Origin of the sequence: Micromonospora kangleipakensis, assembly GCF_004217615.1 — a bacterium.
Taxonomy (GTDB): Bacteria; Actinomycetota; Actinomycetes; order Mycobacteriales; family Micromonosporaceae; genus Micromonospora; species Micromonospora kangleipakensis.
Genome location: NZ_SHLD01000001.1, coordinates 1015756 through 1030909, shown reverse-complemented (window position 1 = coordinate 1030909; position 15154 = coordinate 1015756). Strand labels below are relative to the sequence as shown.

The 15154-nt window shown below is 72.8% G+C and carries 14 protein-coding genes; 7 read left to right on the top strand and 7 right to left on the bottom strand.

The features are described from left to right. Nucleotides 1–30: 30 nt before the first annotated feature. Together purQ and purS are read right to left on the bottom strand one after the other, a co-directional pair. Nucleotides 31–714: a phosphoribosylformylglycinamidine synthase subunit PurQ gene (gene purQ, locus EV384_RS04960; RefSeq protein WP_130330552.1), complete on the bottom strand. Its 684-nt coding sequence runs from the start codon at nt 712–714 to the stop codon at nt 31–33. Next, nucleotides 711–974 carry a phosphoribosylformylglycinamidine synthase subunit PurS gene (purS, locus tag EV384_RS04955; RefSeq protein ID WP_130330550.1) on the bottom strand — a complete coding sequence of 88 codons (264 nt, stop codon included), beginning with the start codon at nt 972–974 and terminating at the stop codon, nt 711–713. The genes purQ and purS overlap by 4 nt, the downstream gene beginning before the upstream one ends. Nucleotides 975–1553: 579 nt before the next feature. Between purS and EV384_RS04950 the strand changes: the two genes are divergently transcribed. Next, nucleotides 1554–2015: a YbjQ family protein gene (locus tag EV384_RS04950; RefSeq protein ID WP_207232238.1), complete on the top strand. Its 462-nt coding sequence runs from the start codon at nt 1554–1556 to the stop codon at nt 2013–2015. A 105-nt stretch (nt 2016–2120) separates the two neighbouring features. On the opposite strand, the gene purB is transcribed toward EV384_RS04950, so the two are convergent. The 4 genes from purB to EV384_RS04930 form a co-directional block, all read right to left on the bottom strand. Beyond that, a complete protein-coding gene (purB, locus tag EV384_RS04945; RefSeq protein ID WP_130330546.1) occupies nt 2121–3545 on the bottom strand; it encodes an adenylosuccinate lyase in 1425 nt (474 codons plus the stop codon). Nucleotides 3546–3747: 202 nt separating this feature from the next. Beyond that, the gene (locus EV384_RS04940) at nt 3748–5676 is read right to left on the bottom strand and encodes a hypothetical protein (protein WP_130330544.1); all 1929 of its coding nucleotides are present in this window, start codon (nt 5674–5676) and stop codon (nt 3748–3750) included. Beyond that, on the bottom strand, nt 5673–6188 hold the full coding sequence (locus tag EV384_RS04935; protein ID WP_130330542.1) for a SigE family RNA polymerase sigma factor: 516 nt from the start codon (nt 6186–6188) through the stop codon (nt 5673–5675). The genes EV384_RS04940 and EV384_RS04935 overlap by 4 nt, the downstream gene beginning before the upstream one ends. Before the next feature lie 102 nt (nt 6189–6290). Beyond that, complete coding sequence (locus tag EV384_RS04930; protein ID WP_130330540.1) at nt 6291–7583, bottom strand: acetyl-CoA C-acetyltransferase; 1293 nt, start codon at nt 7581–7583, stop codon at nt 6291–6293. 54 nt (nt 7584–7637) lie between these two features. Here EV384_RS04930 and EV384_RS04925 point away from each other — a divergent pair, with 54 nt between their 5' ends. From EV384_RS04925 to EV384_RS04915, 3 genes are all read left to right on the top strand, one after another. Next, nucleotides 7638–9023 carry a 3-oxoacyl-ACP reductase gene (locus EV384_RS04925; RefSeq protein ID WP_130330538.1) on the top strand — a complete coding sequence of 462 codons (1386 nt, stop codon included), beginning with the start codon at nt 7638–7640 and terminating at the stop codon, nt 9021–9023. Next, nucleotides 9023–10117 carry a MaoC/PaaZ C-terminal domain-containing protein gene (locus tag EV384_RS04920; protein ID WP_130340249.1) on the top strand — a complete coding sequence of 365 codons (1095 nt, stop codon included), beginning with the start codon at nt 9023–9025 and terminating at the stop codon, nt 10115–10117. Before EV384_RS04925 ends, EV384_RS04920 begins: the two co-directional genes overlap by 1 nt. Before the next feature lie 64 nt (nt 10118–10181). Beyond that, complete coding sequence (locus EV384_RS04915) at nt 10182–10793, top strand: DedA family protein (RefSeq protein WP_130330536.1); 612 nt, start codon at nt 10182–10184, stop codon at nt 10791–10793. Nucleotides 10794–10827: 34 nt separating this feature from the next. On the opposite strand, the gene EV384_RS04910 is transcribed toward EV384_RS04915, so the two are convergent. Then, on the bottom strand, nt 10828–11466 hold the full coding sequence (locus tag EV384_RS04910) for a TetR/AcrR family transcriptional regulator (RefSeq protein ID WP_207232237.1): 639 nt from the start codon (nt 11464–11466) through the stop codon (nt 10828–10830). 79 nt (nt 11467–11545) lie between these two features. On the opposite strand from EV384_RS04910, the gene EV384_RS04905 reads away from it, so the two are divergent. The 3 genes from EV384_RS04905 (at nt 11546) to EV384_RS04895 (ending at nt 15093) form a co-directional block, all read left to right on the top strand. Continuing rightward, nucleotides 11546–11998 carry an SCP2 sterol-binding domain-containing protein gene (locus EV384_RS04905; protein WP_130330532.1) on the top strand — a complete coding sequence of 151 codons (453 nt, stop codon included), beginning with the start codon at nt 11546–11548 and terminating at the stop codon, nt 11996–11998. A gap of 1 nt (nt 11999) precedes the next feature. Next, nucleotides 12000–13214 carry an acyl-CoA dehydrogenase family protein gene (locus EV384_RS04900; RefSeq protein WP_130330530.1) on the top strand — a complete coding sequence of 405 codons (1215 nt, stop codon included), beginning with the start codon at nt 12000–12002 and terminating at the stop codon, nt 13212–13214. 313 nt (nt 13215–13527) lie between these two features. Next, entirely contained in the window at nt 13528–15093 is a 1566-nt protein-coding gene (locus tag EV384_RS04895; RefSeq protein ID WP_130330528.1) for an AMP-binding protein, read from the top strand. The last annotated feature ends 61 nt before the right edge of the window (nt 15094–15154 follow it).

Below are 15154 nucleotides of genomic sequence, written 5' to 3'. Positions count from 1 at the left end.
GGGTGAGCCGACCGATGATCCCGCGTACGGTCACGCCGGCGCCCCCACCAGGTGCTTGAGCACCGAGGTGAAGAAGCCGAGACCGTCCAGGGAGGGGCCGGTGAGCGCCTCCACCGCGTGCTCGGGATGCGGCATGATGCCGACCACGTTGCCGGCCTGGTTGGTGATCGCGGCGATGTCGCGCTGCGAACCGTTGGGGTTGCCGCCGAGGTAGCGGGCGACGACCCGGCCCTCGGCCTCGAGCTGGTCCAGCGTCGCGGTGTCGGCGACGTAGCAGCCCTCGCCGTTCTTGACCGGGATCAGCACCTCCTGGCCCGGCTGGAACGTGTTCGTCCAGGCGGTGCCGGCGGACTCGATCCGCAGGATCTGGTCCCGGTTGCGGAAGTGCAGGTGCTGGTTGCGGGTGAGCGCGCCGGGGAGCAGGTGCGCCTCGCAGAGGATCTGGAAGCCGTTGCAGATGCCGAGCACCGGCAGGCCGCCCCGGGCCGCGTCCACGATCGTCTCCATCACCGGGGCGAACCGGGCGATGGCGCCGCAGCGCAGGTAGTCACCGTAGGAGAAGCCGCCGGGGAGGACGACCGCGTCCACCCCGTGCAGCTCCGGGTCGCCGTGCCAGAGGCGCACCGGCTCGGCGCCGGCGATCCGGACGGCACGGGCCGCGTCCCCGTCGTCGAGCGAGCCGGGGAACGTCACCACACCGACCCGGGCGGTCACTGGCGCGCGTCCACGGTCTCGTCGGCCTCGACCAGGCGGACGGTGAAGTCCTCGATGACCGGGTTGGCGAGCAGCTTGTCGGCGATCTCCCGGGCCCGGTCCAGGTCCGGTTCACCGGTGAACTCGATCTCGATCCGCCTGCCGATCCGGACCGAGGCGACGTCGCTGACGCCGAGCCGGGGCAGCGCGTTTGCGACGGCCTGGCCCTGGGGATCGAGGATCTCGGGCTTGAGCATGACGTCGACGACGACGCGAGGCACTGGGCACTCCTGACTGTGTACGCAGTTGGGTGCCGACCCACAACGGGCGAGCGCAGCCAGCCTACCTGGCAGATACCGCCCCGGCCGCACCGGCCGGGCGCGGTCCAGACACTGATCAACATAACCGGCGGGGAGCGGGCCGGCACGCCGTCCGGTCGGCCGCGAAACCTGCCCGTACCAGGCGATTCGCGCCCCGACAGGTGGCCAAATCGTTACATCGGCAGTCGTCCCGCTACCGCATGTCGCACACCCCACAACCGGCGGAGCGCATCGGCGGACCTCCATACCGGCGGGCCCGCCGGGGAGATCCCGGCGGAGGGTGCCGAGCCGGACCGGGCCGGGCGCCATCCGGCGAGTCATGTCCCGCGGTGTCGGCTCCGGCCACTTTCGGGGTGGATCATGCTTTCTCGGACACTCGCCACCGCCGCGACCGGCGACCGCCCCACTGGCCGATCTCCGACAGTTCCCGTCGTACCGGCCCGACACGGCCCGGCCGACCCCGGCGGGTGGTTTTGCAGCATCCGATCAGGTGAACAAGCCTCACGAACGGTCCGCTCTCCGGCTGACAGCATCGGAAACGTGCTGGTCGTGACGACGGATCAACTGCCCGGCTACGAGATCCGCCAGATCCTCGGCGAAGTGGTTTCCTCGATGGCCAGGACCCGGAACCCGTACCGCGAGGGGGTCAAGAACCTGCGTGGTGGCGCCTACGACCCGATGGCGCCGGACAACCTCACCCGCTGGCGTACCGACTCGGTGGCCCGGCTCGGTGAGGAGGCCGAGCGGCTCGGCGCGAACGCGGTGATCGGCATGCGCTTCGACAGCCGGGACTGCGGCGAGATGTGGATGGAGATCTGCGCGTACGGCACGGCGGTGATCGTCGTACCCAAGATGCCGGACGTCATGCCGGCCGACCAGCCCGTGGTGGCCGCGGAATCCGCCCACGAGCCGGAGATCGTCTCGGCCCCCGGCGGCATCGCCGAACCGGCGAGCGCCCCCAACCTCTCCTCCGCCGCCGAAACCCCCACCCGCGACTCCTGACCGAACCCTGCCCACGTGAGTTGATCATGAGGTTGTTGCCGCCGCCGTCGGCGTGTCGCGGCAACAACTTCATGGTCGACACCGGCTCCCGGGGGCCGGAGGGGGTCAGAGGATGGGGGGTGGGGAGTAGGCGGCGGCTTCGGGGTGGGCGGCGACCACGTCGGCGATGCGGGCGGTGATCCGGTCCACCTGGGCGGCGGCGGCCCCGACGAACGCGTTGTGGTCGGCGACCAGGGCGTCGATCTCGGCGCGGGTGAGGCCCAGGCGACCGTCGGCCGCCAGTCGGTCGAAGAGGTCGTTTTCGGGCGCGCCCTTCTCCCGCATGGCGAGGGCGACGGCGACCGCGTGCTCCTTGATCACCTCGTGCGCCACCTCCCGGCCGACGCCCCGGCGGACCGCCGCGACCAGGATCTTGGTGGTGGCCAGGAACGGCAGGAAGCGCTCCAGCTCCCGGTTGATCACCGCCGGGTACGGCCCGAACTCGTCCAGCACGGTGAGGAAGGTCTGGAAGAGCCCGTCGGCGGCGAAGAACGCGTCCGGCAGGGCGACCCGGCGGACCACCGAGCAGGAGACATCCCCCTCGTTCCACTGGTCGCCGGCCAGCTCACCGACCATCGACAGGTAACCCCGGATGATCACCGCGAAGCCGTTCACCCGCTCGGAGGAGCGGGTGTTCATCTTGTGCGGCATCGCGCTGGAGCCGACCTGACCCGGCTTGAAGCCCTCGGTGACCAGCTCCTGGCCGACCATCAGCCGGATCGTGGTGGCCAGCGACGACGGCGCGGCGGCCACCTGGGCCAGCGCGGAGAGCACGTCGAAGTCCAGCGACCGGGGGTAGACCTGGCCGACGCTGTCCAGCACCCGGCTGAACCCGAGGTGCTCGGCCACCCGGCGCTCCAGCTCGGCCACCTTGCCGGCGTCGCCGTCGAAGAGGTCGAGCTGGTCCGCGGCGGTGCCGACCGGACCCTTGATCCCGCGCAGCGGGTACCGGCCGATCAGGTCCTCCAGCCGCTCGTACGCGATCAGCAGCTCCTCCGCCGCCGACGCGAAGCGCTTGCCCAGCGTCGTGGCCTGCGCCGCGACGTTGTGCGACCGGCCGGTCATCACCAGGCCGGAGTACTCGTGCGCGTGCCAGGCGAGCCGGACCAGGGTGGCCACCACCCGGTCCCGGATCAGCTCCAGCGAGGCGCGGATCTGGAGCTGCTCGACGTTCTCGGTGAGGTCGCGGGAGGTCATCCCCTTGTGCACGTGCTCGTGCCCGGCGAGCGCGCTGAACTCCTCGATCCGGGCCTTCACGTCGTGCCGGGTTACCCGCTCGCGCTCCGCGATCGAGGCCAGGTCGACGTCGTCGACCACCCGCTCGTACGCCTCGACCACCCCGTCCGGCACCGGCACGCCCAGGTCCCGCTGGGCGCGGAGCACGGCCAGCCAGAGCCGGCGCTCCATCCGTACCTTCTCCTCCGGTGACCAGAGGGCGACAAGCTCGGGCGAGGCGTAACGGTTGGCGAGCACGTTCGGGATCGTCGTCACGGCGCCATTCTCCCGTACGCGCCGTCCTCCTCAGGGCAGGGTCACCGCCAGCGGCCCGGTGGGCTCGCCTGCCGGTGCGGCCGACCTGTCTTCGCAGTTTCTTGGTTGGCACGACGGGTTCAGCCTGGGTCGCGGCAGCGAAGGACCAAGTCGGCGTTGCCGGGGTCGGCGGTGGGCCGGCCCCGGGCAACGCCGACGCCGGTCAGGGCAGCATGTTGACCAGGTCCGGATGTCCGGCCAGCTTGGTCACCTGCTCCAGGGTCAGCGGGGGGCTTGCCCCGCCCTTCGCGCCCTTCGGCCAGACATGGTTCAGCTCGTCTCCATCCGGCATGTCCGTGGTCGCTCCGGTGTTCGGCCGGTTGTCGAGCAGCACCTCGACCGTGCCCCGGTCCGGTCGCTGCACGAACACGTCGTACATGACCGTCCCGGACGAGCGGGACACGATGGAGACGACCCGGTTGCCGTCCGGGCGGGTCGACTCCGTGCACTCACCGTCGTGGGGATGCCGTTCATGGCGGTCGGCGGACAGCGACCGTACCGTGTCGCAGCTCACCGTGACGCCCATCCGGCGCTGGACGAGGATCTCACCGTCACCAGCCGCCCCGGCCCCCTGCACCAGGAACGCGTAGGACACGTAGCTGGTGCCCAGTCGGTCATACGCGCCACCGTCGAGCGTGAGGAAGATCGTCCCGTCGGACGCCACCCCGTCCAACGCGGCGGTGGCGGCGGTCAGTTCCGCTCCATTGTGGTGCAGAGCGGGCGTACCGACGTTCTGCCCGGTGCCGACCCCCGGGGGTGGCGGAGGTGCCAGGGCCAGGGCGGGGTCAAGGGCAACGTCGATCAGCTGAGCCAGGGACAACGCAGGCTTGTCCTGAGCCAGGGACAGGTCCACGAGGGTGCCATCCGGGCGCAGCACCTCGACCTGGAGATTATTGTTCAGAACGGGCCGGTGCAGGTCACCCGGCCGACCGAAGTCTCCCAGCAGCTGCCGGGCCCGGATCTTCTCGCCGTCCGGTCCATCGGTGACGCTGCAGTTGCGGCCGGCCAGGCCGGCGGTGGGGCAGGGTACTGCGCTCTCCCAGGCAGCCCTGCCATCGCGCACGAGACGCAGAGTGATTCCTCCGGCTCGGCCGCCCACCCGGAACGGGGCGGACAAGGTCGGTGCGTTCATGCTGAGCCGCCCCTTCGGTTCGGACACGAGCGGCGTGGGGCTGTCCTTCCCGCCCCACTTGGTCGTCCAGGTAAACCCGGCCGCCTGCCGTCGGAACGCGGCCGTCACCGCCTCGTCGAGCCGGGTGGCGTCCTGCTGGGTGCCGGCGACGGTGGTGACGGTCGAGCGGGGAGTCAGGGACGGAGTGGGCGCGGGGGCGAGAGCGATCGCCGGAGCGAGGGTTACCGCGGTGAGCTGCTCGACGCTGAGCGGAAGCCGGGAATCCTCCCCCGTCGTCATCGCGCTCGTTATGACCAGCGACCCGTTCCGGCGCAGGGCCACGACCTGCCCGCCCCCGTAGCGACTCGGGACCCGGTCGCGCAACGCCGACGGGGCCTTCTGCTCCCAGACTCCCCGCTCGAATTTGATCTTCTCCCCGTGCGGGCCGGTCCGCTCCCCGCACTCCACGGCGGCGGTCGAGCAGGGACGGCGGCCCTCGTTCTCCCAGGCGGCCGCGCCATCGCGCTCGATCTGCACCCTGACGAACAGGTCCGTGCCGCCGATCCGGAGACCGCCCTCACCGCGGTAGCCCGAGGACGCGGTCGCGTTGGGCAGCAAGCCGCCGGGCCGCGACTCCCAGTTCGGCGTCGTACTGGCGGGGCCACCCTTCGCCGCCCAGGTCAGTCGCGGCTCCGCGCGCAGCAGGGCGGCGACGACGGCAGCGTCGATCCGGTCCAGGTCGTGGTTGGTGCCCGGGACGGTGGTGACGGCCGGCGTCGGCGTGGTGGTCTGGGCGTGCGGCTTGCCCACCAGGGTGGTCGTGCCGAGCACCACCGCGACCACCGCCGCGGCGACCGCGGTGGTTCCGGCGCCGATCCGCAGCCGGCGGGCCCGGCGCTGCCGGCCGATCACCCGCTCCACGTCCACCGTGGAAACCGGGGACTCGCCGATCACGTCGTCGAAAAGCTGCTGGTACGTCATGACAGCTCCCCCCTTGCCGACTGGGCGCCGGTCATCAGCAGGCGCAGGGCCGCCAGCCCGCGGGCGGCCTGGCTCTTCACGGTGCCGGTGCTGATGCCGAGGATGCCGGCGGTCTCCTCGACCGACAGGTCGCAGTAGAAGCGCAGCACGATCACCGCCCGGCGGCGCGGAGGCAGCTGGCCGAGCAGGTCCAGCAGCATCTCCCGGTCGGCCAGCGACGGCTCCGGCATGACCAGGTCGGCCTGCTCGGGCACCTCGTCGGTGCTCCGCTCGCGCCGCCAGGGGCGACGCCGCTCGTCCAGCCAGGCGTGGGTCAGCACACCCCGGACGTACGCGTCGACGTTCTCCGCGGCGCGGACCCGCCGCCAGTGCCGGTAGAGCTTGCCGATGGTGATGGAGACCAGGTCGTCGGCGGTGTGCCAGTCCCGGCAGAGCAGGTACGCGGTGCGGCGCAGCGGCTCCAGCCGGGCGGCGACGAACTGCCGGTACTCGTCCTCGTCGGCCCGGTTCACGATCCGGGGCCTGTCGCTCGCCTCATGCCCAGGTGACGGAGGAGGGCACTGTTTGGGTTGCCCATACGGCGCAGGTCCGCTCCGGTCCGGCCGATTGACCGGTCAGCGCTCCAGGATCGCCGTCACGCCCTGGCCGCCCGCGGCGCAGATCGAGATCAGGCCCCGCCCGCTCCCCTTCTCGGCGAGCAGCTTGGCCAGGGTGGCGACGATCCGGCCGCCGGTGGCGGCGAACGGGTGCCCGGCGGCCAGCGAGGAGCCGTTGACGTTGAGCTTGTCCCGGTCGATCGATCCGAGCGGCGCGTCCAGGCCCAGCCGTTCCTTGCAGAACTCCGCCGACTCCCAGGCGGCCAGGGTGGCCAGCACCTGCGAGGCGAACGCCTCGTGGATCTCGTAGTAGTCGAAGTCCTGGAGGGTCAGCCCGGCCCGGGCCAGCATCCGGGGCACCGCGTACGCGGGGGCCATCAGCAGCCCCTCGTCGCCGTGCACGAAATCGACCGCCGCGGTCTCGGACCAGCTGAACCAGGCCAGCACCGGCAGGCTGTGCTCCCGCGCCCACTCCTCCGACGCCAGCAGCACGGTCGAGGCGCCGTCGGTGAGCGGCGACGAGTTGCCCGCGGTCATGGTGGCCCGCTCGGCGTCCGGGCCGCGGTGGCCGAAGACCGGCTTGAGCGAGCCGAGCTTCTCCAGGCTGGTGTCGGGGCGGAGGTTCTGGTCCCGGGTCAGCCCCAGGTAGGGGGTCATCAGGTCGTCGAAGAAACCCTTGTCGTACGCGGCGGCGAGCCGCTGGTGCGAGCGGACCGCCAGCTCGTCCTGGGCCTGCCGGTCGACGTTCCAGCGCAGCGCCGTCCGGGCGGCGTGCTCCCCCATCGACAGTCCGGTACGCGGTTCGGCGTTGCGCGGGATCTCCGGCTTGAACGGCTGGTGCGGGCGGAGCTTCGCGGCGACCTTCAGCCGCTCGCCGAGGGTACGGGCGGAGTTGAGCTGCAGCAGCGTGCGGCGCAGGTCCTCGTTGACGGCGAGCGGTGCGTCCGAGGTGGTGTCCACGCCACCGGCGATGCCCACCTCGATCTGCCCGAGGGCGATCTTGTTGGCGACCAGGATGGCCGCCTCCAGCCCGGTGCCGCAGGCCTGCTGGATGTCGTACGCGGGGGTGTGCGGGTCGAGCCGGGAGCCGAGCACCACCTCGCGGGTGAGGTTGAAGTCCTTCGAATGCTTGAGCACCGCGCCCGCGACCACCTCGCCGACCCGCTGGCCGGACAGGCCGAACCGGGCGACCAGCCCGTCCAGGGCCGCGCCGAGCATGTCCGCATTGGACGCGTGCGCGTACCGGGAGTTGGACCGGGCGAAGGGGATGCGGTTGCCACCGATGACCGCGACCCGCCGGACACTCTGCACGATCGGCCTCCTCGAAGCTGTTGCCCGAACCCTACTCGCCAGTAGGCTACGCCCATGACCGACAGGTACGCGAGCTTCGTCCAATCGGGGGCCGGTCGCGCGCTGGTCAAGCGCCTCGGGCTGCCCGACCCGCCTCGACTGCGCCGGCACACGCCGGGCGACCCGCTCGTCCCCGGACCCGTCCTGCTCGGCTCCTCGGCCGACGGCCGGCTCGCCGAGCCGGTCACCAAGATCCTGACCATCGCCGGGGTCGAGCTGCGCGATCCGGCCGCCGCCACCGACGCCACCGCGCGCTACGCCGCCCTGGTGTACGACGCCACCGGCATCACCGACTCCACCGAGCTGCGGCAGCTCTACGACTTCTTCCACCCGCAGGCCCGGGCGCTGCTGCCCAGCGGCCGGGTGATCGTGCTCGGCACCCCGCCCGGCGAGTGCGGCTCGCCGCGCGAGGCGACCGCGCAGCGCGCCCTGGAGGGGCTGACCCGCAGCATCGGCAAGGAGTTCGGCCGAGGCGTCACCGCCCAACTGGTGTACGTGACGAAGGCCGCCGGTGATGGCCCGGACGGCCAGGACCTGTCACCTGGCACGCTGGCCAGCCTCGAATCGAGCCTCCGGTTTCTTCTCTCCGGGCGCTCCGCGTACGTCTCGGGCCAGGTGATCCGGGTCGGCGCCGGCACCGCCCAGCCGCCGGCCGACTGGGACCGGCCGCTGGACGGGCAGGTCGTGCTGGTGACCGGCGCGGCCCGGGGCATCGGTGCCGCGCTGGCCCGGGTGCTCGCCCGGGACGGCGCCCAGGTCGTCGCGCTGGACATCCCGGCCGCCGGGGACGAGCTGGCCGCGGTCGCCAACGAGATCGGCGGCACCGCCGTCCAGCTCGACCTGACCGCCCCGGACGCCCCGGCCCGCCTCGCCCGGCACCTCGCCGACCGGCACGGCCGGGTCGACGTGGTGGTGCACAACGCCGGCATCACCCGGGACAGGACGCTGGGCCGGATGGACGCCGACCGCTGGGATTCCGTCATCGACGTGAACCTCTCCAGCCAGGAGCGGATCAACGACGTGCTGCTGGAGCGTGCCCTGATCCCTACCGGCGGCCGGATCGTCTCGGTCTCCTCGATCGCGGGCATCGCCGGCAACCGCGGCCAGACCAACTACGCCACCAGCAAGGCCGGGGTGATCGGTCTGGTCGACTCGCTCGCCCCGGCGCTGCGCGAACGCGGCATCAGCGTCAACGCGGTCGCCCCCGGTTTCATCGAGACCCGGCTGACCGCGCGCATCCCGCTGATGCTCCGCGAGGCGGGCCGGCGGATGAACAGCATGTCCCAGGGCGGCCTGCCGGTTGACGTGGCCGAGACGATCGGCTGGCTGGCCTGGCCGGCGAGCGGCGCGGTCAGCGGCAACGTGGTCCGGGTCTGCGGCCAGAGTCTGCTGGGGGCGTGATGGCCAGGCGGAAGGACCGGTCGGCGGACGGCCCGACCGAGGACCTGTCGGTCCACGAACTGATCGACGGCCCCACCCAGAACCTCTCCGGCCTCGTCGTCACCCCCGACGCGGTCCAGGAGCTCGGCACGCACGACCTGAGCGTCCACGCCACCCAGGACCTCTCCGGTCTCGACCTGACCCACGGGGGAACGCCGGCCCCGACCGGGCAGGTGACGACCACGGAGGGCGGCGGTCCGGTCGGCCGGGCCCTGGTCGAGCTGCCCCGGATGCCGGCGGCCGGCGCGCTGTACCGGCGGGCCCTGCTCGGCGCGCTGCCGGGGGTGGGCGGCCGGCGGAGCGACACGCTGCCGGCGGTCGAACTGACCGTGACCGGCGTCGCCGTGGACCGGGCGCACCTCGCCGACTACGACCGGCTCTGCGGCTTCCGGCTCGCCGACCGGCTGCCGGCGACGTACCCGCACGTCATGGGCTTCCCGCTGGCGTTGCGGCTGATGACCGCGCCGGAGTTCCCCATCCCGCTGACCGGGGTGGTGCACGTGGCCAACCGGATCACCGTGCACCGACCGGTCGAGGCCGGCGAACGGCTGGACTTCCGGACGTACGCGGAGAACCTGCGCCCGCACGACCGGGGCCGGCAGCTCGACGTGGTGCTCGTCGGGTCGGTCGACGGGGAGGAGGTGTGGCGCGGCGTGTCGACGTACCTCGGCAAGGAGCGCACGGCCGGCGGCGGTGAGCGGCGCGACCGGGGTGACCGGCCGACCCCGCCGGCCCCCTCCGCGCACTGGCGGCTCACCCCCCGGGTCGGCACGGACTACGCGCGGGTCTCCGGCGACCACAACCCCATCCACACCTCCCGGCTGGGCGCGCGGCTGTTCGGCTTCCCCCGGCCGATCGCGCACGGGATGTGGAGCAAGGCCCACTGCCTGGCCGCGCTGGAGAGCCGGCTGCCGGACGCCTACACGGTCGACGTGGCGTTCAAGCTGCCGGTGCGGCTGCCGTCGACGGTGGCGTTCAACGCCACGCCGGGCTGGGACTTCGCGCTGCACGACGCCCGGTCCGGCCGCCCGCACCTGGTCGGCACGATCCGCTGAGCGAGGGGTCCCGCATGTGCGGGAAGGAGCCCCTCGCCACCCGCCGGCCCCCGAGCATGGGGGCATGGAGTCCGTGCTCGACCTGCTGCACCACACGGTCACGTCGCCGTGGGTGTACCTGGTGGTCTTCGTGGTCACCGCGGTCGACGCGTTCTTCCCCGCCGTGCCGGGCGAGACGGTGGTGATCACCGCGGCGGTCTTCGCGGCGGGCGGCGAGCCCAACGTGGTCGCGGTCATCGCGGTGGCCGCGTTCGGCGCGCTCGCCGGTGACCACGTCTCCTACGGCATCGGCCGGGGCGGCGGCGCTCACCGGGTGGCCCGGCTGCCCGCCGACAGCCGCCGGCGGGCCGGCTCCGAGTGGGCCCGCCGGGCCGTCGACCGGCGCGGCGGGATGATCCTGACCACCGCCCGGTACGTGCCCGGCGGTCGCACCGCGGTCACCCTGACCATGGGCGCGGTCCGCTATCCGCTGCGCTCCTTTGTGCTGTACGACGCCCTGGCCTGCGGCAGCTGGGCGGTCTACTGCGGGCTGCTCGGCTACTTCGGCGGCCTGGCCTTCGCGCGCGACCCGGTCAGGGGCCTGCTGGTCGGCATCGGCCTGTCGATCGCGGTTACCGGCCTGGTGGAGGTCGCCCGCTGGTCCCGCCGCCGCGCCCGCGCCACCGCCCGCCGCTGACCCGGCCCGGCCGGCCGGGCGGAGATGTGGGCGGTCAGGGGGTGGGTGGGTGCCAGGTGGTGCCGTGCAGGAGCTGGGCGGCGCCGAGCCAGGCGACGTTCATCATCCGGGTGGCGGTCTTCTCCGGGTCGGCCTCGGTGTGGTCGGCGAGCCAGTCCGCGAGCGACTCGGTCGCGCCGACCAGGGCGTACGCGACGACCTCCAGGTCGGTCGGGCCCACCTCGCGTCCCTCGGCGCGCAGCGCGTGGTCCAGCATGCCGGCGACCACCTCGACCAGCCGGCCCCGCATGGTGGCCAGCTCCCCGGCGAAGGGCTGCTCGCCGCGGGCCTGCCGGTAGAGCACCGCCCAGCCGTCCCGGTGCGCGCCGACGAAGCGGAAGAAGGCGCGCAGGCCGCGCCAGAGCCGCTCGTCGGCGGGGAGGTCGGAGGCGGCGGCCCCGGCGATCGCCTCCATCATCCGGGTGCCCTCGCGGTGCAGGCAGGCGACGAAGAGCTCCTCCTTGGTGCCGAGGTACGCGTAGACCATCGGCTTGGAGATCCCAGCGTCCTCGGCGATCTCGTCCATGCTGGCGGCGTGGAAGCCGCGGCGGGAGAAGACCTTGACCGCCGCGTCGAGCATCTGCTGCTCGCGGACGGCCCGGGGCAGGCGCTTGAAGGTGGGTGTGCTGGACACTCTTGCGAGCATACCTACTCGTGCGTAAGGTTACGCGAGAGTAACCAAAGTCGGCCCGCTCCGAGAGGTGCATCCCCCAATGACTGACTTCGACCCGGCCAACTTCGCGAACGTCGGCCCCAAGGAGTTCGCGCAGCTGGTCAAGTCCACCCCCGACGACAAGATCGCCGAGGTGATGTCGGGCGACCTGCGCGGCAAGGTCCTCAGCGCGGTCTTCGGCCGGATGCCGGAGCTGTTCCGCGCCGACCGGGCCGGCTCCACCAACGCGGTGATCCACTGGAACATCACCGGACGCCCCGACGGTGGCACCGACACCTACGAGATCGTCATCGAGAACGGCACCTGCGCGGTCAACGAGTCCGCGACCCGCGACCCGAAGCTGAGCCTCACCATGGGCCCGGTCGAGTTCCTGAAGATCGTCTCCGGTGGCGCCAACCCGGTCATGATGTTCATGACCGGCAAGCTGAAGGCCAAGGGCGACCTGGGCCTCGCCGCCAACATCGCCAACCTGTTCGACATCCCCAAGGCCTGACGTGGCCGAGTTCTCGCTCGACCTGAACGAGGAACAGCGGGATCTGCGCGACTGGGTGCACGGCTTCGCCGCCGAGGTCGTGCGCCCGGCCGCGGCCGAGTGGGACGCCCGGGAGGAGACCCCCTGGCCGGTCATCCAGGAGGCGGCGAAGGTCGGCCTGTACGGCTTCGAGTTCCTCGCCACCTGCTGGGCCGACCCCACCGGCCTGTCCCTGCCGATCGCCAGCGAGGAGCTCTTCTGGGGCGACGCCGGCATCGGGCTCAGCATCTTCGGCACCGGCCTCGCCGTCGCCGCCATCTACGGCGCGGGCACCCCGGACCAACTCGTCGAGTGGGTGCCGCAGTGCTTCGGCGACGTCGACTCCCCGGCCGTCGCCGCGTTCTGCACCAGCGAACCGGAGGCCGGCTCGGACGTCGGGTCGATGCGCACCCGGGCGGTCTACGACGAGGCCACCGACGAGTGGGTGCTGCGCGGGCAGAAGGCGTATGCCACCAACGGCGGGATCGCCGGGGTGCACGTGGTCACCGCCTCCGTCGACCCGTCGCTCGGCTCCCGCGGCCAGGCCGCGTTCGTCGTACCGCCGGGCACGGCGGGGCTCAACGCCACCCGCAAGCTGCGCAAGCTGGGGTTGCGCGCGTCGCACACGGCCGACGTCTTCCTCGACGACGTACGGGTGCCCGGGCACTGCCTCCTCGGCGGCCGGGACGCCCTGCTGGAACGGCTCGACCGGGCCCGCTCCGGCCAGCGCGCCTCCGGCCAGGCCGCGATGCGGACGTTCGAGCTGTCCCGGCCCACGGTCGGCGCGCAGGCCCTCGGGGTGGCCCGGGCGGCGTACGAGTACGCCCTCGACTACGCCAAGGACCGGGTCCAGTTCGGACGGCCGATCATCGAGAACCAGGCGGTCGCGTTCGCGCTGGCCGACATGAAGATGGAGATCGACGCGGCCCGGCTGCTGGTCTGGCGGGCCTCCTGGATGGGGCGCAACAACCGGCCGTTCACCGCGGGCGAGGGCTCGATGTCCAAGCTGAAGGCCGGCGAGGTGGCGGTGTCGGTCACCGAGAAGGCGGTCCAGCTGCTCGGCGGCGCCGGCTTCCTCCGCGACCACCCGGTCGAACGCTGGTACCGGGACGCCAAGATCTACACCATCTTCGAAGGCACCTCCGAGATCCAGCGGCTGGTCATCTCCCGCGCGATCTCCGGGGTGCAGATCCGCTGACCGCGGCCGGGTCCGGACCACGGTCCGACCCGGCCGCCAGCGCGCGCCCGACCCGTGGCGACGCCGCCGTGCCGGGCGGCGTCGCCGCGGCGGGCACCCCCGTCCGAAGGTGACCGGGCGTCGCCGGCCGGCGACGCGGGTGATCCCGTCCTCACCTTCCGTTCCGGCCCGGACGACCCACGGTGTCCGACGGGTGGGCAGGGCGAACGCCGGCTGGGCTCCCCGCCGCCGCGGGTGCATGATCGAGAGGACACGCTCGGCGTGGCAGGGCTCCTCCGGGGCCCTTCCGTGCTCCATTAAGGAGGGTTGCGGCTTGGACCTGCCGTTCATCGTCGCCACGCTGACCCGGCGCGGGCTACTCACCCCCGGCCGTCCCATCCGGGTCGCCTCCCAGCTCGGCGCGCTGCGCAAGTGGGGCTGGAGCCTCGCCGGCGAGCTGCGCCAGGCCGCCGCCCGCGACCCCGGCCGGACTGCCGTCGTGGACGAGCAGGGCGTCGAGCTGACCTACCAGGAGCTGCTGGACCGGGCCGAACGGCTGGCCCGGTCCATGCGCGCCGGCCTCGGCGTCCAGCCCGGGGACCGGATCGGGGTGCTCTGCCGCAACCACCACGGGCTGATCGAGGCGGTCGTCGCGGCGAAGCTGCTCGGCGCGGACGCCGTCCTGGTCAACACCGGGCTCTCCGCCGCGCAGCTGACCACCGTCGCCGAGGAACAGTCGCTGCGGGTGCTGGTGCACGACGCCGAGTTCGCCGAGCGGGTCCTCGGCCTCCCCGCCGACGTGCAGCGGGTCGACGAGCGCGGCCAGGAGGAGCTGATCGCCGGCGCCCTCCCCGGTGACCAGCTCCAGCCGCCCGAGCGGGACGGCCGGACCATCGTGCTCACCTCCGGCACCACCGGAACGCCCAAGGGCGCCCGGCGGCCCACCCCGCACGGCTTCGGCCCGCTGGTCTCCATCATCGACCGGATCCCGCTGCACGCCCGCGACACCGTGCTGATCGCCGCGCCGCTCTTCCACACCTGGGGGTACGCGGCCCTGCAGGTGGCCTTCGCCCTGCGCTCCACCATCGTGCTGCACCGCCGCTTCGACCCGGCCGCCACGCTGGCCGCGCTGGCCGCCCAGCCGTGCGACGCGCTCTTCGCCGTGCCGGTGATGGTGCAACGGCTGCTGGAGGTGCCGCCGCCGAGCCCCCGACCGCCGCTGAAGGTGGTCGCGGTCAGCGGATCGGCCCTGCCCGGCGGGCTGGCACCGAGGTTCATGGACGTCTACGGGGATGTCCTCTACAACCTGTACGGCTCGACCGAGGTCTCCTGGGCGTCCATCGCCGGCCCGGCCGACCTGCGCGAGGCCCCGACCACCGCCGGCCGCCCGCCGCACGGCACCCGCCTGGAGATCCTGGACGAGGCCGGCGAGCCGGTCCGGGACGGGCGGGTCGGGCGGATCTTCGTGGGCAACGAGATGCTCTTCGAGGGGTACACCTCGGGGGCCCGCCGGGAGACCCACGACGGCCTGCTGGACACCGGCGACCTGGGCCGGCTCAACGCCGAGGGTCTGCTCTTCGTCGACGGCCGGGCCGACGACATGATCGTCTCCGGGGGCGAGAACGTCTTCCCCTCCGAGGTGGAGGACCTGCTCGCCCAACTGCCGCAGGTCCGCGAGGCCGCCGTGATCGGGGTGCCCGACCCCGAGTACGGCCAGCGCCTCGCCGCGTTCCTCGCCCTGCACCCCGGCGAGACGCTCGACCCGGAGGCGGTCCGCGAGTACGTCCGGCACTACCTGGCCCGCTTCTCCGTGCCCCGGGACGTCATCTTCGTGAAGTACCTGCCGCGCAACGCCACCGGCAAGGTGCTCAGCCGCGAGCTCCGCCGCTACTACGGCTGAGGCGGCGGATACGAGGGAGCCACACGTCCGGCGGCCGGTGGTACCTTCTCATCCGCCGCCG

Coding starts and splice junctions, on each gene's coding strand:
- EV384_RS04940 (WP_130330544.1), bottom strand. CDS start 5,676: ATGACGTACCAGCAGCTTTTCGACGACGTGATCGGCGAGTCCCCGGTT.
- EV384_RS04925 (WP_130330538.1), top strand. CDS start 7,638: ATGACCGACAGGTACGCGAGCTTCGTCCAATCGGGGGCCGGTCGCGCG.
- EV384_RS04920 (WP_130340249.1), top strand. CDS start 9,023: ATGGCCAGGCGGAAGGACCGGTCGGCGGACGGCCCGACCGAGGACCTG.
- EV384_RS04915 (WP_130330536.1), top strand. CDS start 10,182: ATGGAGTCCGTGCTCGACCTGCTGCACCACACGGTCACGTCGCCGTGG.
- EV384_RS04905 (WP_130330532.1), top strand. CDS start 11,546: ATGACTGACTTCGACCCGGCCAACTTCGCGAACGTCGGCCCCAAGGAG.